Origin of the sequence: Streptomyces gottesmaniae (genome assembly GCF_031845845.1) — a bacterium.
Taxonomy (GTDB): Bacteria; Actinomycetota; Actinomycetes; order Streptomycetales; family Streptomycetaceae; genus Streptomyces; species Streptomyces akebiae.
In genome coordinates this window covers 131,455-148,488 of record NZ_JAVRFJ010000012.1, presented here as the reverse complement: position 1 = coordinate 148,488, position 17,034 = coordinate 131,455, and the positions used below count along the sequence as shown (strand labels likewise).

Here is a 17,034-nt window from a genome sequence, read left to right as displayed (position 1 = left end):
CATACGTGGTGTGCATTCGGCAGCGTAATGGACGGACGATATGACCGACACATCATCCTCACGGCCCACCCGCGCCCCCTCCGCACGCGTGTGAGGTGCGTCTCCCCGGTGGCGGACCTACCGTCGAAGTCATGCCACTGCACCGATGGGACAGCGACGCCCCGCAGGACACCGGGCGCGAGCGGCACGACGGGCACCGGCTCGCCGTGAACGCCTTCTACGGCCAGGCCAACCCGGTGGGCGGCATGACCGAGGCCCCGCCCAAGCACCGGCTGCCCGAGGCACCGCTGGCCCCCTCGACGGCGTACCAGCTCGTCCACGACGAACTCATGCTGGACGGCAACTCACGGCTGAACCTCGCCACCTTCGTCACCACCTGGATGGAGCCCGAGGCGGGCGTGCTGATGGGTGAGTGCCGGGACAAGAACATGATCGACAAGGACGAGTACCCGCGTACGGCCGAGCTGGAGCGGCGGTGTGTGTCGATGCTCGCCGATCTGTGGAACGCGCCCGACCCGGGAGCCGCCGTCGGCTGCTCGACCACCGGGTCCAGCGAGGCCTGCATGCTCGCCGGGATGGCCCTCAAACGGCGGTGGGCGAAGCGGAACGCGGACCGCTACCCGTCGGCGGGCGCCCGGCCCAACCTGGTCATGGGGATCAACGTCCAGGTCTGCTGGGACAAGTTCTGCAACTTCTGGGAGGTGGAGGCCCGGCAGGTGCCCATGGAGGGCGACCGGTTCCATCTCGATCCGGCGGCGGCAGCGGCACTGTGCGACGAGAACACGATCGGGGTGGTGGGCGTCCTCGGCTCCACCTTCGACGGGTCGTACGAGCCGATCGCCGAGCTGTGCGCGGCTCTCGACGACCTCCAGGAGCGTACGGGCCTGGATGTGCCCGTCCATGTCGACGGGGCGTCCGGGGCGATGGTCGCGCCCTTCCTCGACGAGGAGCTGGCCTGGGACTTCCGGCTGCCCCGGGTGGCGTCCATCAACACCTCCGGGCACAAGTACGGGCTGGTGTACCCGGGGGTGGGCTGGGCGCTGTGGCGGTCCGCCGCCGAGCTGCCGGAGGAACTGGTGTTCCGGGTGAACTACCTGGGCGGGGACATGCCCACGTTCGCGCTGAACTTCTCCCGGCCGGGCGCGCAGGTCGTGGCGCAGTACTACACGTTCCTGCGGCTCGGGCGGGAGGGGTACCGGGCCGTGCAGCGGTCGACGCGGGACGTGGCGACGGGGCTCGCGGAGGAGGTGGCGAAGCTCGGGGACTTCCGGCTGCTCACGCGGGGTGACCAGTTGCCGGTGTTCGCCTTCACGACGCAGGAGGAGATCACCGCCTACGACGTCTTCGACGTGGCCCGGCGGATGCGGGAGAGGGGCTGGCTGGTGCCCGCGTACACCTTCCCGGAGAACCGGGAGGACCTGTCCGTGCTCCGGGTCGTGTGCCGCAACGGCTTCACGACCGATCTCGCGGGGCTGTTCCTGGAGGATCTGGGGCGCCTGCTGCCCGAGCTTCGGCGGCAGTCGGGGCCGGCGGTTCGGGACAAGGGGGCGGCCACCGGGTTCCATCACTAGGGGGTGGGTGGGGCGGAGCGGATTTCGCCCCCGCCGCCCCTACCCGTCCCCTCCTCAAGGGGCTGCGCCCCTTCGACCCCCAGGCGTCCGTCCGGTGGGGCTTCTCGCGCAGTTCCCCGCGCCCCTGAAGGTACGGGGCTGCGCCCCTGCCTTCCTCACTTGCTCAGGCGGGCGAACCTGCGTACCGCCAAGGGGAAGAAGACCGCCAGCAGGGCCAGGGGCCAGGCGATCGCCGTCCACAGGTGGTCCGCTTCGGCGCCCGGGGTGCCGAAAAGGTCGCGCACGGCCGTCGCCGTGTGGGACATCGGGTTCCAGTCGACGACCGTGCCGAGCCAGCCGGGCATGGACGCGGGGGTGGCGAGGGCGTTGGAGAGGAAGCCGACCGGCCAGACGAGGATCTGTACGGCGGTGAGAAGTTCGGGTCTGCCGGCCAGCATCGCGAGGTGGATGCCGATCCACAGCATGGCGAAGCGGAAGAGCAGGAGGAGACCCACCGCGCCGAGGAAGGCCGCGGGGCCGCCGTGCGCGCGCCAGCCCAGCGCGAACGCGACGGCCATGAGGACGGCCAGGCCCACCGCCGACTGGAGCATGTCCGCGACCGAACGGCCCACCAGAACCGCCCCGTTGGCCATCGGCATCGAGCGGAAGCGGTCGATCACCCCCTTGTTGAGGGCCTGGGTGACGGCGAGCATCGTGCCCTCCAGACCGAAGGCCATGGTGAGCGCGAGCATGCCGGGGACCAGATAGTCGAGGTAGCTGCCGCTCACCCCACGGCCGCCGCCGATGAGATAGCCGAACATCAGCAGCAGCATCACGGGGAAGACCAGCCCGACGAGCAGCTGCACGGGCTGCCGTGCCCAGTGGGCGAGTTCGCGGCGGGTCATGGTCCAGGAGTCGGTCAGCGCGTACGCGCCGAGACCGCCGTGCCGGATCGTGTGCGTCGTGTGCGTGCTCATACGGCCTCCCTCACTCGGTGGTCGCCGGTGGCCCGGTCGTTCTCGTACGCCCGGTCGTCCCCGGTGAGGTGCAGGAACACCTCGTCCAGGGTCGGGCGGCGCAGGGCGATGTCCTCGGCCTCGATGCCGGCGTCCGCGAGGGCGCGTACGACCGAGGTGAGGGCCGTCATGCGGTCGGTGACCGGGGCGCTGAGGCGGCGGCGGTCGGTGTCGACCGAGACGTCGCCTGCGGGGACGGGCAACAGGGCGACGGCGGCGCCCAGTCGGTCGGCGTCACGCAGGACGACGTCGATGCGGTCGCCGCCGGTCAGGCGCTTCAGCTCGTCCGCGGTGCCGTCGGCGACGACCCGGCCGCCGTCGACCACGGAGATCCGGTCGGCGAGCTGGTCGGCCTCCTCCAGGTACTGGGTGGTGAGCAGGACCGTCGTACCGCCGCCGACCAGCGAGCGGACGGAGTCCCAGACCTCGGTGCGGCCGCGGGGGTCGAGGCCGGTCGTCGGCTCGTCCAGGAAGAGCACCTCCGGTTCGGTGATGAGGGACGCGGCGAGGTCGAGGCGGCGTCGCATACCTCCGCTGAACTGCTTGACGGCCTTGCGGCCGGTGTCGCCGAGGCCGAACCGCTCCAGGAGTTCGTCGGCCCGCACGCGCGCGTGGCGGGCGCCCAGGTGGTAGAGGCGGCCGAACATCTCCAGGTTCTGCCGACCGCCGAGTTCCTCGTCGAGCGCGGCGTGCTGGCCGAGCAGTCCGATGCGGAAGCGCACCTCACGCGCCTGCGTCACCGCGTCGTGCCCCGCGACCTCGACCCGGCCCGCGTCGGGCCGCAGCAGGGTCGCCAGGATCCTGACCAGGGTCGTCTTGCCGGCACCGTTGGGACCGAGCACGCCGTGCACGGTGCCGCGCGCCACCTGGAGATCGAGTCCGTCGAGGGCGACCTTGGCACTGTTCCCGCCCTTCCCGCCCTTCCCGCCGTATGTCTTGCGCACCCCTTCGACAGTGATCGCAGCGTCCGCCATCGGGACCTCCCCCTCGATCGATGTTCACTTCCACCACATTAGTCAAACTTGACTACACAATCGAAGGTAAGCCTTCGGAGCCCAGTAGTCAAACTTGATTAACGAGCGTCCCCGGGATGCCGCTCCCCCGTCGCGTACGGGTTTTCCTGGCCTTCACCGAGGACACCGACGAACGGCTCGCCCTCCCCCGCGAACGTGTAGGCGCCGCCCCGGATGCGTTCGATGAGGCTGCGGGTCCAGTCGGCGCCGCTGTCGGAGGAGTGGAGCCAGAAGTTCATGATCTCGCCGATGTGCCCGAACTGGCCCGGGCCCTTTTCGGGTGCGTAGTACTCGGTGATGCCCTCGCGCCAGGCGCTGATGGCCTTCACCCGCTCCTCCAGGAGGCCGAGCACCTCCGCGCGGCCGAGGTCGACCATGAAGCCGAGCCCGGCCGAGAGCACGTCCGGCTTCTGGTGGTAGGTGGCGAGGGACTCCCGCAGCAGCTCGAAGAACTCCTCGGTGCCGGCCTCGGTGATCGTGTACTCCGTGCGGGGCGGCCCGCCGGCCGTGGAGGGAGCGATCTCGTGCGCGACCAGCAGTCCCTGTTTCGCCATCTGCTTCAGGGCGTGGTAGATCGAGCCGGGCTTGGCGTTGGACCACTCGTGCGCGCCCCAGTACTCCAGGTCGTTGCGCACCTGGTAGCCGTGGGCCCGCCCGTGCTGGCGCACGGCGCCGAGCACGAGAAGACGGATCGCTGACATGGGCCCAGCGTAGAACCAGGCGGGATCACCCCGGCTCGCACCCGGCTTCTCGGCCCCACCCAGGCCCACCGGCCCACCGGCCGCCGCCGTGCAGACGTCGAGGTGATGCGCTCGTGCCGGGCGGCCCGGCGGACGAGTTCCCCGAGCTTGCCCCGCGCCTCCGCCATGGGGTACGTGGCAGACATGCACCTTCCGTGCACCAGACGCATGTCTGCCACGGCGTGATCCTCCGCGCCCGACGGGGCGTCCTCAGAACGGGAAGAAGCTCCGCTTGTGCTGGACCGAGATCCACTTCTGGGTGGTGAACGCGTCCACCGTGGTCTCACCGTTGAGGCGGCCGATCCCGGAGTGCTTCTCCCCGCCGAACGGGACGAGGGGTTCGTCGTGGACGGTGCCGTCGTTGACGTGGAACATGCCGGTGTCGATCTGCTTGGCGAAGTGCACGCCCCGCTCGATGTCCCCGGTGTGGACGGCGCCGCTGAGGCCGTACGGGGTGTCGTTGACGATGCGGACGGCCTCCTCCTCCCCGTCGAAGGGGATGAGGAAGACGACCGGGCCGAAGACCTCCTGCTGGAGGAGGGCGGAGCCGGCGGGGACGTCGGTGAGGACGGACGGCTCGACCAGGTTGTCGGTCGTGGAGCCGTGGACGAGCGCGGTGGCGCCCTCGGCGAGGGCCTGCTCGACGACGGACTTGAGGGAGTCCGCCTGGGAGGAGTTGATGACCGGGCCGATGACCGTGCTCGGGTCGCTCGGGTCGCCGACCTTCAGGGACTTCACCTTGGCCACGAACTTCTCGGTGAACTCGGCCTGCACCGAGCGGTCGACCAGGACGCGGTTGGCGGCCATGCAGACCTGGCCCTGGTGGACGTAGCGCGAGAAGACGGCCGCGTCGACGGCGTAGTCGATGTCCGCGTCGTCCAGGACCACCAGGGCGCTGTTGCCGCCCAGTTCGAGGATGGTGCGCTTGAAGTTCTGGGCGGCCACGGTGGCGACGTGGCGGCCGACCTTGTCGGAGCCGGTGAAGGAGATCAGCTTCGGAATGGGGTGCTCGATGAAGGCGTCGCCTATCTCGGCGATGTCGGTGACGACGACGTTGAGCAGCCCGCCGGGCAGGCCTGCCTCCTCGAAGATCTTCGCGACCAGGGTGCCACCGGTGATGGGGGTGTTCTGGTGCGGCTTCAGCACGACGCCGTTGCCGAGGGCGAGGGCGGGGGCGACCGACTTGAGGGAGAGCAGGAAGGGGAAGTTGAAGGGGCTGATGACGCCCACGACACCGACCGGCACGCGGTAGAGGCGGTTCTCCTTGCCGTCGATCGGCGACGGAAGGATTCTGCCCTCGGGACGCAGCGCCAGCTGAATCGATTCGCGCAGGAACTCCTTGGCGAGGTGCAGTTCGAACCCGGCCTTCAGGTACGTGCCGCCGAGCTCGGCGATGATCACCTCGGTGATCTCCTGCTCACGCTCCTCGATGACCTTCAGGGCCTTCTCGAAGACAGCGCGACGCGCATAGGCGTTGACCTCGGCCCATTCCTTCTGGGCCGCCTGGGCGGCCCGGTAGGCCTCGTCCACTTCGTCGACCGTGGCGATGGTGATCGACGCGAGCTTCGCGTCGTCGTACGGGTTGAAGTCGATGATGTCCCAGGAGCCGGAGCCCGGGCGCCACTCGCCGCCGATGTACTGCTGGGCCAGGTCGGTGAAGTAGGACGACATGTGATCCTCAATCAGTCGGCATCGATCAAGATTGATCACTCGTCATCGTACTTGTGGGTAAAGGGAGTTGGAGAGCTACTCGGGAGACTCTGTGAAGACTCGCCGGAACGCCCGTGTGTCCCCGGTGGGCCGCCCGGGCGGGGCTCAGGAGAGCTGGAGCAGCCCCCGCAGCAGGTCCCGGCTCTCGGCCGGGGACGGGCTGTCGTCCTGGAGCCGCTTGATCGCCCGCTCGTACTGGGCGATGTCCTCGCCCTTGTCCAGATAGAGGGCGCTGGTGAGCTGTTCGAGATAGACGACGTCGGTGAGGTCGGACTCGGGGAAGCTCAGCACGGTGAAGGCGCCGCTCTCGCCGGAGTGGCCGCCGAAGCTGAACGGCATGACCTGGATCGTCACGTTCGGGCGCTCCGAGATCTCGATCAGATGCTGGAGCTGCCCCCGCATCACTTCCCGGTCGCCGTACGGCCGGCGCAGCGCGGCCTCGTCGAGGACGCACTGGAACTGCGGGGCCCTCTCGGCCACCAGGTACTTCTGGCGCTCCATGCGCAGGGCGACCCGCTTGTCGATCTCCGCCTCGCTCGCGCCCCTCATGCCCCGGGCGACGACCGCGTGGGCGTACGCCTCGGTCTGCAACAGGCCGTGCACGAACTGCACTTCGTAGCTGCGGATGAGGTGGGCCGCCGCTTCGAGGCCGACGTAGGTGGGGAACCAGCTGGGCAGGACGTCCGAGTAGCTGTGCCACCAGCCGGCGACGTTGGCTTCCTTCGCCAGGGAGAGCAGCGAGGTGCGCTCGGTCTCGTCGGTGACGCCGTAGAGGGTCAACAGGTCCTCCACGTCACGGGTCTTGAAGCTGACCCGGCCGAGTTCCATCCGACTGATCTTCGACTCGGAGGAGCGGATCGAGTACCCGGCCTTCTCCCGTGTGATCCCCTGCGACTCGCGGAGCCGCCTGAGATGCGAGCCCAGCAGCATCCGCCTCACCACCGACCCGCTCGATTCACCGGCGCCCACGTTCGTCCAGCCTCCCCAACTTCTTCAAGGGCCGCAGTCTGCCACTAAACCACTCCGATCCGCACTCGTCCGGTTACAGAAATGGAAAGCCTTCAACAGCTGGGACGGATGAGGCGGGGGAGGAAAGAAGGGAGTGTGGCCGAGACGCGTCGCGAAGAACACCCCGCGGACACAGGAAATCGTCAGGAAGCCGCCAGGCGGTCGCCAGACAGTTGCCAGGAAACCGTCGGCCGGAGCCTGTTGCGAGGGGATGAAGTGACAGAAGAAATGTTCAGCAAGCGGTATGTGAAGGTCCAATTCGGGCGCGTGCACGTGCATCTGCCCTTGCATCTGCTGTACGCATCAGAAACCATGGTCCCGCGCCACCGCTGCATCGCATCGACCGCGAACACCCGGGAGTGCCTCGCATGGGGACGAATGGATCGACCATGCTCGAACCCTTACGGCAGGGACTTCCGCCACTTGATCCGGCGACCGTGTCCGACGCCGCGTCCTGCGCGCTGCCGCCCCGCTACGAAGCGGTGCGCGAGGCACGGCAGTTCACCCGGGGGACGCTCGACCAGTGGCGGTTGGACGAACGTTTCGACGACGTCTGCCTCGTGGTCTCGGAGCTCGTCACCAACGCCCTGCGGCACGGCCTGCCCGTCGGCAACGGCGGGTGCCCGGCCCAGGACCCGCCCGTACGGCTGCACTTGATGCGCTGGAGCGAGCGGCTGGTGTGCGCGGTGCGCGACCCCAGTCACGACAGCCCGGTCGCGGGCGACTCCGAGGACTTCTCGGCGGAGTCGGGGCGGGGGCTGTTCCTGGTCGACTCGTTCGCGGACAGCTGGGGCTGGCATCCGCTGGGGGGCGCCCTCAGCGGCAAGGTGGTGTGGGCGCTGTTCCAGGTGGAGTCGGCGCCGGGCCGCCCGTCCGCCTGTCGATGAACCGCGGCGCTTTTCGGCGCCGCGGTTCTACGCGTGTCACACCGTCGGGTCCCGTCGGCCTCCCGCCGCCGGGCGGGCCTCACCCGACCAGGTGGTCGAACTCCCCGTCCTTGATGCCCAGAAGCATCGCCTCGATCTCGGCGCGGGTGTAGACGAGCGCCGGGCCGTCGGGGAAGCGCGAGTTGCGTACCGCCACCTCGCCGCCGGGCAGCCGGGCGAACTCCACGCAGTTGCCCTGCGAGTTGCTGTGCCGGCTCTTCTGCCAGGCCACCGCGTGGAGCTCGGTCAGCTCCGTCGCGGCCATGCCGTTGTACACGTCATCCACGCCGTACACGTCGTGGTCCACAGGTCGCTCCCCGGGGTGGTGCAGTAGTGCGCTCGACGCGCGTTGGCTCTGGTGTGACCGGTGTTGCCAGTGATGTCCGTGTTGCCAGTGATGCAGTGGTCAACTGCCCCGGATCATAGCTTTGTTCACGTGCTGATGCATGAGCGGATGCACGTGCACGCGGGGTGTCTCCTCGGTTACAGCACCAGAGAGACGTAAGACATGGCGATCCTGTTCCATCCGGGCCTACATCTCTCCGTACGGGGTGGGGATCCGGGAGGTTCAGGGCGGCGGGAGCGGTGTCCGCGGAATGGCGGAAAACGGACGGCCCCGGGGAGGTCGTGGAGCCTCCCCGGGGCCGGGTGGGGGGTGGTGCGTCAGCGCGTGACGTACGGCAGAAGAGCCATCTCGCGGGCGTTCTTGATGGCCCGCGCGAGCTGTCGCTGCTGCTGTGCGGTGACACGGGTCACGCGGCGGCTGCGGATCTTGCCCCGGTCGGAGATGAAGCGACGCAGGAGGTCCGTGTCCTTGTAGTCGACGTACGTGATCTTCGCCTGGTCCAGCGGGTTCGGGCGGGACTTGGCGGGCTTGCGCTCCGGCTTGCGGGGCATGGCGGTTCAGACCTCCAGGAAGGTGTCGAAGGGGCGCGGCAGCCGTTCCCAGGCGGCGCGGCCGGCGGCGTACTCGGCGTCGGTGAGCAGGCAGGACTCCAGCAGCCGTTCGAGTCCGTCGCGGTCCAGGCCCGGGGAGGTGAAGACGAGGTGCTGGCAGCGGTCGCCGTGTTCCGGGTGCCAGTCGAGGGCGGCGGCGGCACGGCGCACCGGGGGCACCATGTCCCAGGCGGCGTCCGGGAGCGAGGCGAGCCAGGGGCCGACCGACTCCACGCAGAGGGCGCCGCCGGCCGCGTCCCAGTGCAGCAGGGTGTCGGGGCGCTCGGCCAGCCAGAACCTGCCGCGGCTGCGGGCCGCCGCGCAGCAGAGGTCCTCCAGCGCCGCGTACAGCCGCTCCGGGTGGAAGGGGCGGTGGCGGTGCCAGACGAGGGTGGTGACGCCGTGTTCGTCGGCGTCGGTGGGCAGGAGGGCGCTCGCCGGGTGTTGGGCGGCTGCGGCGGCGTCCACGTCGAAGCCCGCGAACGCCGCGGCGAGCAGGGAACCGGGGGGCGCCATGGGGGTGGTGGTGCGCTGCGGGGTGCGGGTGCGTCGTGGCTGGTCGCGCGGTTCCGCGCGCCCCTCAGGAGCAGGGGGCGCCCCCTGGCTCTCGATGGGGACCCTCTGTGCGGTCGGGTGCAGTTGCGCCAGGAGGGCCCTGTCCTCGTCGTCCGCCTCCGCCGAGTCGAGTACGGCCAGGATCGGGGCGTACTCCAGTTGGCGGGCGAAGGTGTCGGCGACCGTGCGCTGGTCGGTGCCGGCCGCGGCGAGGCCTCGGTCGGCGAGGTCGTCGCCGTTGCCGAGGTAGGGCAGGAGGAGGGCGGGGTCGACGGCCGTGATCACGGAGGTGAGGCGGAGGCCGCTCGCCGCGACCACCTCGGCCATGGCCTTCGGCTCGACCGAGTCCCAGAGCTCGACGACCGCGAGGCGGGTGAGACCCGCGTCGGCGAAGCGCTCCAGCTCGGGGACGAGGTCCTCGCGCAGCGCGCAGCAGGCGCAGTCGTTGACGAGCGGGGTCTCACCGGTGGAGATGAGGCCCGCCGCGTCCCGGACGGTCCGGACGACCCTGGCGTCCGGACCGTCGGCGGCGGTGGAGAGGTCGTGGTGCAGCGCGACGCTGCCCGGGACCCCGGCGAGCAGCGCCTCGACGGCGGCCCGCCGGGCGTCGGCGTGCAGCCCGCCGACGATCGCGACAGACAGCTGGGTCACGTCGGTCAGCCTCGCTTCTTCCCGGCGCCGTACCGCTTCTCGAACTTCTCCACGCGCCCGGCCGTGTCCAGCACGCGCGCGGTGCCCGTGTAGAAGGGGTGGCTGACGTTCGAGATCTCGACGTCGACCACCGGGTAGGTGTTGCCGTCCTCCCACTCGATCGTCTTCTCGCTCGTCATCGTCGAGCGGGTCAGGAAGGTGTGGTTCGCGGCACGGTCCCGGAAGACGACGGGCCCGTACGACGGGTGGATGTCCTTCTTCATCGGCGCCTCAGCGCTCCTCTCGGAAGTCGACGTGACGGCCCGCCATCGGGTCGAACTTGCGCAGCGTCAGCCGGTCCGGGTCGTTCCGGCGGTTCTTGCGGGTGACGTAGGTGTATCCGGTGCCGGCCGTGGACCGGAGTTTGATGACCGGGCGGAGTTCGTTGCGTGCCATGCTGGTATGTTACTGAAAATGAATTCCATTTGCATCACCTGATCGAGAGAGGTGCGTCACCTTGTCCGCCCACTGCATGCTGACCGGAGCCCGGCCCGGCTTCGGCAACCGCATCTCGCACTCCCACCGGCGTACGTCCCGTCGCTTCGACCCCAACATCCAGTCCAAGCGGTACTGGCTGCCCAGCGAGAACCGCCATGTGCGGCTCCGGCTGAGCGCGAAGGGGATCAAGACCGTGGACGTCATCGGCGTCGAGGCCGCGGTCGCCCGGATCCGCGCGCGGGGGGTGCGGGTCTGATGGCGAAGAAGAGCAAGATCGCGAAGAACGAGAAGCGCCGGGAGATCGTCGCCCGGTACGCCGAGCGGCGGGCCGAGCTGAAAGAGATCATCCGGCGGCCGTCCGCCTCGGACGCCGAGCGCGAGGCCGCCCGGCGGGAGTTGCGCGCCCAGCCGCGCGACGCCAGCGCCACCCGCGTCCGCAACCGGGACCAGGTGGACGGGCGGCCCCGGGGGTACTTCCGGACGTTCGGGCTGTCCCGGGTGAGTCTGCGGGAGCAGGCGCACGCGGGGTACCTGCCCGGGGTGCGCAAGTCGTCCTGGTAGGGCGTCGGAGTTCTCACCGTTCCCGGTTCCCGGCCGTCTGTCGCAAAGCCGCTGCTGGTAGCTTGCCGCTGTCGCCGGCGGCGACCTGATCCGGCCACACTCTCGGGAGAACTCCAGTGACCACGGCGACTAGGGCGACCACCACGACAACGGCGGCTAGGCCTGTGAGCGGCACTTCAGGGGCTGTCGAGGGTTCCGGGGGCTCCTCCGCCCGTCGACGGCTGCGTGTCGCGGCCGGGGTGGCCGGGCTCGCGGCCGCGCTCGTGCTGACGGCGTGCAGCGGCGGCGGCGATGACGGTGACTCCGGAGCCGAGGAGTCGTCGGCCGCCCCCTCGGCGACGAAGGGTTCGGACAGCGGCGGCTCTGGCGACTCCTCCGGCGCCGAGACCGAACTCCAGGGCAACTGGCTGGCCACGACCGGCGGCAAGCCGGTCGCCCTGTTCGTCAACGGTGCCGAGGTCGCCGTCTTCGTGGGCACCTCGGTGTGCAGCGGCAAGGTCTCCGACACGGACGACATGCAGATGATCGGCCTCAAGTGCCAGGACGGCAGCGACGACCGCACCGAGGGCATGGTGGACAAGGTGAGCGCCAAGTCCCTCACGATCACCTGGGAGGGCGGCGTCGGCGAGGAGACGTTCCGGAAGGCGGAGGGGTCGATGCCGTCCGGGCTGCCGACGGATCTGCCCACGGCGAGCGCGGGGTCGTAGGGCCGCGGGTCGCCTTCGGGCGGTGAGCCCGGGGAATGTGCCTCGCTCGGCGCTCGGGTCGTAGATCATGTGGGGACGGGCCGCGGAACCTCCGGGTTCCGTGGCCCGTTCGCACTTTCACACCGCCGCCGGCTGTGCTGTGACAGCCACGAACTCCACCGGGAACCCCATGCGCACCGCTCCGACCGCCATCGCCGCCGCCCTTCTCGCGGCCCTCACGCTGACCGCCTGTAGCGGGAGTGACGGGGGTGAGGGAGGTGGCGGCGGGGACGACGGCAAGACCGGGACCGCCACCACCGAGAGCGCGCCGGGAGGCGCGTGCACGGCAGCGCGGGTCGGTTTCGAGGTCGGTCCCAGCAGTGCGGCCCCGGCCGCCGGGGACGAGGGTGCCGTCCCGGTCACCGTCACCAACAAGGGCGACGCCGCCTGCACGCTGAAGGGTCTCGCCGGGGTCGATCTGTTCGCCGGCGACAAGTCGTGGGCGCTTCAGCCGCAGGAGGGCGCGCCCGAGGAGACCGAGGTGACGCTGGAGGGCGGTCAGTCGATGATCTTCTCCATCTCCTACGTGCGCGGGGTCGCCGGTGACCCGGAGAAGAGTGCCGCCGTGGACCAGCTGAAGCTGACCCTGCCCGGAGACAGCAAGGTCAGCAGCTTCAAGTGGCCGGACCCCGAGGTCGCGGTGAAGTCCGAGAGCACGTTGGAGGCGACGGTGGGGCCGTTCCTGCCGACGGGCGAGTGAGTCACCGGGGGCCCGGTCCCGGTGACGGTCGGGGCCGGGCCCCCTGTCATGACGGCAGCCGGGGCCGTGCCCTGACCTGGGCGCGGTCGGCCGCCTCCGCGCCCTGCTGCCAGCCGGCGAGGTCGCTGACGCCTCGGACGCGGGTGGTGACCGTGTCCGGGAACATCCGGCTGAACTCGTCGTGGACGGCGACGTCACGGGCGGCGAGGACGGGCAGCAGGTCCGGTTCCGGGGCGCCCGCTCCGCGCGCGCCGGTGCTCCCGGCCTCCGCCTCGGCGGCCCGCGCCTCGGCGACCTGGGCCTCGGCGACCGCCGCCAGCCGGTCTCCGATGCGGTGGGCGTAGGCGGCCAGGAAGGACTGCCGGAAGGTCTTGGTCCGCTTGCGCCCGCCCCTGCGCTGGGCCGCCTCCGCCTTGGTCATGGCGGTGGTGGCCTGCACGAGGAGCGAGGTGTGGAGCAGCTCGACCGCCTCCAGGTCGGCCTCGAACCCGACCACCGTGGAGAAGCCGAAGGCCTCGTTCCACACGGCCTCGCAGCGGTTGGCGCGGGCGACCGCGTCGAGCAGGACCGCCTTGGCCGTCTCATAGGGCGGGTCGACGCCGATCCGGCACGCGCCGGGCGCGTCCTTGCTGTGCGCGCGGGCCGCTATCAGCGCCTCGTCGATGCTGTGCCGTGCCATCAGCTCCTGCGCCTTCGCGCTGAGCGCCTCCGCCTCCTCCGGGAATCCGGTCGCCTCCGCCTTGGCGAGGAGCGCGCGGATCCTGCTGAGCATGCGGGACTCGGGGTGGGGCGAGTTCTTCGCGGCGCCGGCCTCCCGCGGGCGGTCCAGGGGTTCGAGGGTGGGCAGGCGCAGGAGGAGGCGGTACAGCTCCAGGGCCACGGTGGCGTGCGAGAAGCGGTCCGCCCGGGTGGGGTGTGCGGCGACTTCCCTGATCTCGTCGAGCTGGGCGGACCAGCGGGGGCCGGGCGGCTGGGGGCGTGCGCCCGCGCGCGCGTCCTGGTGCTCCTCGACGACCAGCCGCGCGAGGAGCCGTACGTGCTCGTCCTCCAGCTCGCGCCGCGTGAACCGGACGACGTCGGCCGGCTGCCAGCCCCGCCGCCAGGCCCCGGCGACGAACTCCCGTCCGCGCCGGGCCAGTTCGGCGTCGGCTTCCGGGTCGGCGGCGAGCAGGGAGGCGCCGGTGTCGAGGGCGGCGTCGGTGTCGGCGTAGAGCGCCGCCTCGAAGGCGCGGTCCACCGTGCTGGTCGTACTCACGTGTTCGATCGTGTCATGGGGTGGGGGGCCCTGTTCCGGGGGTGGGGACTGGGGGGTAGGGCTGGCCCTACCCCCCAGGACGCCCTTCAGGGGTCGTGTGCGGGCGGGGCGGGGACGGTTCGCTTGGGGCATGACCACGGTAGAGAGAGACAGGGCCGCCGCGAAGGCGGGCAGGGTGTCGGCAGGGGACGGGGCCACGGGGGGCGCGGCCGTGCGCGTACGGGGGCTGCGGCGGGCATACGGGGAGGTCGTCGCCCTCGACGGGGTGGACCTGGACTTCGAGGTCGGGACCTTTACGGCGGTGATGGGGCCGTCGGGGTCGGGGAAGTCGACGCTGTTGCAGTGTGCGGCGGGGCTGGACCGGCCGTCGGGCGGGACCGTGCGGGTCGACGGCGTGGAACTGGCCGGGCTGAGCGAGCGGCGGCTGACGCTGCTGCGCCGGGAGCGGATCGGTTTCGTCTTCCAGGCCTTCAACCTGCTCCCCTCCCTGACCGCCGCGCAGAACGTCGCCCTGCCGCTGCGGCTCGCCGGGCGGCGCCCCTCGCGGGGTGCGGTGCGCGAGGCCCTGGACCGGGTGGGGCTGGCCGAGCGGGCCGGGCACCGGCCCACGCAGCTGTCCGGTGGACAGCAGCAGCGGGTCGCTCTGGCCCGCGCGCTGATCATCCGCCCCGCCGTTCTCTTCGGGGACGAGCCCACCGGGGCGCTGGACACCAGCACCAGCCGTGAAGTGCTGCGCCTGTTGCGGGAGTTGGTCGACAGGGAGGGTCAGACCACGGTCATGGTGACCCACGATCCGGTGGCCGCGTCGTACGCGGACCGGGTGGTTTTCCTGGTCGACGGACGGGTGAACGGGGAGTTGGTCCGGCCGTCGGTCGAGGCGGTGGCGGCGCGTATGGCGGGGTTGGAGCCGGCGGCGGGGACGGAACGGGCGATCGGCGACGGCGTCATCGGGGGTGTGACGTGCTGACCCTGTCGTCGTTGCGTACGCGGTGGGCCGCGTTGCTCGGGTCGTTCGTCGCCGTGATGGTGGGGGTCGGGGTGATGACGGCCATGGGGCTGGGGCTCGCGGCGTCACTCGACCCGCCCGCGCGTGCGCCGGAGCGTTTCGGCTCCTCCCCCGTCGTGGTGGCGGGCCTGGACAGGCTGACGGTGGAGGTGCGGCGGGGGCCGGGCACGGTCCGGGTGTCGCAGAAGCTGGCCCGTCCACACCCTGTGGACAAAGGACTGCTGGCGGAGTTGCGGGAGCTGGGGCCGGTGACGGCGGGCACGGGCGGGGCTGACGCGATCGGCGTGGACGCGATCGGCGTGGACGCGCCCGTGGCCGAGGTGCGGGCCCTGGTCGGGGAGCGGGCGCGGGTGCTGACCGGTGACGCCCGGCGGCAGGTGGATCCGTCGTACGAGCGGGACGCGGAGGCGCTGGTCGCCGTGAACTCGCTGCTGGGGACGGCCGGCGGGGTCGCCGCGTTCGTGTCGGTGTTCGTGACGGCGTCCACGTTCGCCTTCGTGGTGGCGCTGCGCAGACGGGAGTTCGGACTGCTGCGGATGGCGGGCGCGACCCCGGGACAGGTACGGCGGCTGTTGCTCGGCGAGGCCGTGGCGGTGGGGGTCGTGGCGTCCGGCGCCGGATGTGCGCTGGGGACGTGGGGAGCGCCGCCGCTGGTACGGGTGTTGGTGGACGGCGGGGTCGCGCCGACGTGGTTCACGGTGCCGGAGGCGGTGGTGTGGCCGTATCACGTGGCCTTCTGGACGGGGGTGTCGGTGGCCCTCGCGGGGGCGTGGGTGGCGGCGCGACGGGCCGGGCGGGTCGGGCCCGTGGAGGCGCTGCGCGAGGCGTCGGTGGACACGGGGGTGCTGCCGCTGTCCCGCCGGGTGCTCGGCTCCCTGCTGCTGGTGGGTGGACTGGGGGCGCTGGCCTGGAAGTTGGGGACCGATCCCGCCGAGCTGCTCAAGCGGAAGACGTACACCACCCAGCCGATGCTGCTGATCACGGCGGTGGCCGCGCTCGCACCGCTGCTCGTGCGGCCGGTCGTACGGCTGGTGGGCGCGGCGCTGCCCGGGGCCGCCGGACTGCTGATCCGGGAGAACGCGGCCACCTCCGTACGCCGCACCGCGGCCGTCGCGGCGCCGGTGCTGGTGACCGTCGCGCTGGCCGGGTCGCTGCTGGGGGCCGCCGGGACGGTGGCCGGGGCGAAGGGCGCGGAGGCGGCGGCGCGGACCGGGGCGGACTTCGTGGTCACCGCCGAGGAGGGCGCGGGGCTGCGCGAGGAGGCGGTGCGGGGTGCCGTCGGGGGTGGGGCGACGGTGGTCGGGTCCGCCGGAACCGCTGTGTACGTCGTGGAGGAGGGGACCGCGTTGGTGCGGTCCGAGGCGCGGGCGGTGACGGACGCGGCGGGCCTCGCGACGGTGGCGCGGTTGCCGGTGGTCGCCGGGGACGTACGGGATCTCGACGACCGGTCGATCGTCGTGAACGAGGAGTGGGAGCGGCACGAGGTCGGGCAGAGCGTGCGCGTGTGGCTCGGGGACGGGCGGAAGGTACGGCTGCGGATCGCGGCGGTGCTCGCGGAGGGGACCGGGGACAACGGGGCGTATGTGACGGCCGCGAACGCGGGTGGTGCCGTGGTGGACCGGGTCGACGTGCGGGTCGGCAACGGGGTGGACCGGGCGGGGGTGGCGGCGGCGCTGGGAGCGGCGCGGTCGGAGCGGGCCGGCTGGACGGTGCGGACGGCCGAGGAGTGGCTCACGGCGAACCGTCCCGGCACCAAGGCGCACACCCGGCTCGGGTTTCTCGTGGTGCTGGGGATCGCGCTCGTGTACGCGGGGATCTCGCTGGCCGGGACGTTGTCGATGGCCACGTCGGCGCGGGGCACGGAGCTGCGGTCACTGCGGCTGGCCGGGGCGACGCGGGGGCAGGTACGGGTGGTCGTGGTCGGCGAGGCCCTGGTCGCGGTGGTGGTGGGCGTGCTGCTGGGGGCCGTGGTCACCGTGGTGAATCTCGCCGGGGTGGCCGGGGCGTTGGGGGTGTTGTCGGCGCCGGTGGGGGTGGCGGTGCCGTGGGAGGTCCTCGGGGCGTGTGTGGGCGCGTGCGTCGGGGTGGGCGGGGTGGTGGCGATGGTGGGCGTCGGCGTCCGCGGGGCCGGGGGGAGATAGGACGGGCGCAGCAGGGGGCGGGGGCGCGGCTGGAGGGCGTGCG

At 71.5% G+C, this 17,034-nt stretch carries 19 protein-coding genes; 8 read left to right on the top strand and 11 right to left on the bottom strand.

Going from position 1 to position 17,034, the window contains the following annotated elements; genetic code table 11:
* The first annotated feature begins 131 nt into the window (after window positions 1-131).
* Window positions 132-1,571: a glutamate decarboxylase gene (gene gad / locus RM704_RS16025; protein ID WP_033524691.1), complete on the top strand. Its 1,440-nt coding sequence runs from the start codon at window positions 132-134 to the stop codon at window positions 1,569-1,571.
* Between the two features lie 155 nt (window positions 1,572-1,726).
* On the opposite strand, the gene RM704_RS16020 is transcribed toward gad, so the two are convergent.
* The 5 genes from RM704_RS16020 to RM704_RS16000 all read right to left on the bottom strand — a co-directional run bounded on the left by RM704_RS16020 (window position 1,727) and on the right by RM704_RS16000 (window position 6,971).
* On the bottom strand, window positions 1,727-2,527 hold the full coding sequence (locus RM704_RS16020) for an ABC transporter permease (protein ID WP_052145774.1): 801 nt from the start codon (window positions 2,525-2,527) through the stop codon (window positions 1,727-1,729).
* Entirely contained in the window at window positions 2,524-3,540 is a 1,017-nt protein-coding gene (locus RM704_RS16015) for a daunorubicin resistance protein DrrA family ABC transporter ATP-binding protein (protein WP_033524690.1), read from the bottom strand. Before RM704_RS16015 ends, RM704_RS16020 begins: the two co-directional genes overlap by 4 nt.
* 98 nt (window positions 3,541-3,638) lie before the next feature.
* Window positions 3,639-4,280 (bottom strand): PadR family transcriptional regulator, encoded by a 642-nt coding sequence (locus RM704_RS16010; protein ID WP_033524689.1) that lies wholly within the window; start codon window positions 4,278-4,280, stop codon window positions 3,639-3,641.
* A 249-nt stretch (window positions 4,281-4,529) separates the two neighbouring features.
* Window positions 4,530-5,990, bottom strand: coding sequence for an aldehyde dehydrogenase family protein (locus RM704_RS16005; protein WP_033524688.1), 1,461 nt, complete (start codon window positions 5,988-5,990; stop codon window positions 4,530-4,532).
* Between the two features lie 144 nt (window positions 5,991-6,134).
* The gene (locus tag RM704_RS16000; RefSeq protein WP_033524687.1) at window positions 6,135-6,971 is read right to left on the bottom strand and encodes a Sco1979 family transcriptional regulator; all 837 of its coding nucleotides are present in this window, start codon (window positions 6,969-6,971) and stop codon (window positions 6,135-6,137) included.
* Between the two features lie 434 nt (window positions 6,972-7,405).
* Here RM704_RS16000 and RM704_RS15995 point away from each other — a divergent pair, with 434 nt between their 5' ends.
* Complete coding sequence (locus tag RM704_RS15995) at window positions 7,406-7,924, top strand: ATP-binding protein (RefSeq protein WP_078936892.1); 519 nt, start codon at window positions 7,406-7,408, stop codon at window positions 7,922-7,924.
* A 79-nt stretch (window positions 7,925-8,003) separates the two neighbouring features.
* Here the strand turns inward: RM704_RS15995 and RM704_RS15990 are convergent, their stop codons facing one another.
* The 5 genes from RM704_RS15990 to rpmG all read right to left on the bottom strand — a co-directional run bounded on the left by RM704_RS15990 (window position 8,004) and on the right by rpmG (window position 10,540).
* Window positions 8,004-8,270: a DUF397 domain-containing protein gene (locus RM704_RS15990; RefSeq protein ID WP_033524685.1), complete on the bottom strand. Its 267-nt coding sequence runs from the start codon at window positions 8,268-8,270 to the stop codon at window positions 8,004-8,006.
* A 356-nt stretch (window positions 8,271-8,626) separates the two neighbouring features.
* A complete protein-coding gene (gene rpsR / locus RM704_RS15985) occupies window positions 8,627-8,860 on the bottom strand; it encodes a 30S ribosomal protein S18 (protein WP_033524684.1) in 234 nt (77 codons plus the stop codon).
* A gap of 6 nt (window positions 8,861-8,866) precedes the next feature.
* On the bottom strand, window positions 8,867-10,105 hold the full coding sequence (locus RM704_RS15980; protein WP_033524683.1) for a CobW family GTP-binding protein: 1,239 nt from the start codon (window positions 10,103-10,105) through the stop codon (window positions 8,867-8,869).
* A gap of 5 nt (window positions 10,106-10,110) precedes the next feature.
* Window positions 10,111-10,368 (bottom strand): type B 50S ribosomal protein L31, encoded by a 258-nt coding sequence (locus RM704_RS15975; RefSeq protein WP_033524682.1) that lies wholly within the window; start codon window positions 10,366-10,368, stop codon window positions 10,111-10,113.
* 7 nt (window positions 10,369-10,375) lie between these two features.
* Window positions 10,376-10,540, bottom strand: coding sequence for a 50S ribosomal protein L33 (gene rpmG / locus RM704_RS15970; protein WP_033524681.1), 165 nt, complete (start codon window positions 10,538-10,540; stop codon window positions 10,376-10,378).
* A 61-nt stretch (window positions 10,541-10,601) separates the two neighbouring features.
* Here rpmG and rpmB point away from each other — a divergent pair, with 61 nt between their 5' ends.
* From rpmB to RM704_RS15950, 4 genes are all read left to right on the top strand, one after another.
* The gene (gene rpmB, locus RM704_RS15965) at window positions 10,602-10,838 is read left to right on the top strand and encodes a 50S ribosomal protein L28 (protein ID WP_033524680.1); all 237 of its coding nucleotides are present in this window, start codon (window positions 10,602-10,604) and stop codon (window positions 10,836-10,838) included.
* Window positions 10,838-11,143 (top strand): 30S ribosomal protein S14, encoded by a 306-nt coding sequence (gene rpsN / locus RM704_RS15960; protein WP_033524679.1) that lies wholly within the window; start codon window positions 10,838-10,840, stop codon window positions 11,141-11,143. Before rpmB ends, rpsN begins: the two co-directional genes overlap by 1 nt.
* A gap of 164 nt (window positions 11,144-11,307) precedes the next feature.
* Window positions 11,308-11,850, top strand: a complete 543-nt coding sequence (locus tag RM704_RS15955; protein ID WP_078936891.1) for a hypothetical protein — start codon at window positions 11,308-11,310, stop codon at window positions 11,848-11,850.
* Window positions 11,851-12,019: 169 nt separating this feature from the next.
* Window positions 12,020-12,589, top strand: coding sequence for a DUF4232 domain-containing protein (locus tag RM704_RS15950; RefSeq protein WP_033524678.1), 570 nt, complete (start codon window positions 12,020-12,022; stop codon window positions 12,587-12,589).
* 46 nt (window positions 12,590-12,635) lie between these two features.
* Here RM704_RS15950 and RM704_RS15945 read toward each other — a convergent pair whose 3' ends face one another.
* A complete protein-coding gene (locus tag RM704_RS15945) occupies window positions 12,636-13,844 on the bottom strand; it encodes a DUF2786 domain-containing protein (protein ID WP_033524677.1) in 1,209 nt (402 codons plus the stop codon).
* A gap of 130 nt (window positions 13,845-13,974) precedes the next feature.
* Between RM704_RS15945 and RM704_RS15940 the strand changes: the two genes are divergently transcribed.
* Window positions 13,975-14,811 carry an ABC transporter ATP-binding protein gene (locus RM704_RS15940; RefSeq protein ID WP_311590694.1) on the top strand — a complete coding sequence of 279 codons (837 nt, stop codon included), beginning with the start codon at window positions 13,975-13,977 and terminating at the stop codon, window positions 14,809-14,811.
* Window positions 14,805-16,991, top strand: a complete 2,187-nt coding sequence (locus RM704_RS15935) for an ABC transporter permease (RefSeq protein ID WP_033524676.1) — start codon at window positions 14,805-14,807, stop codon at window positions 16,989-16,991. Before RM704_RS15940 ends, RM704_RS15935 begins: the two co-directional genes overlap by 7 nt.
* Window positions 16,992-17,034 lie beyond the last annotated feature (43 nt).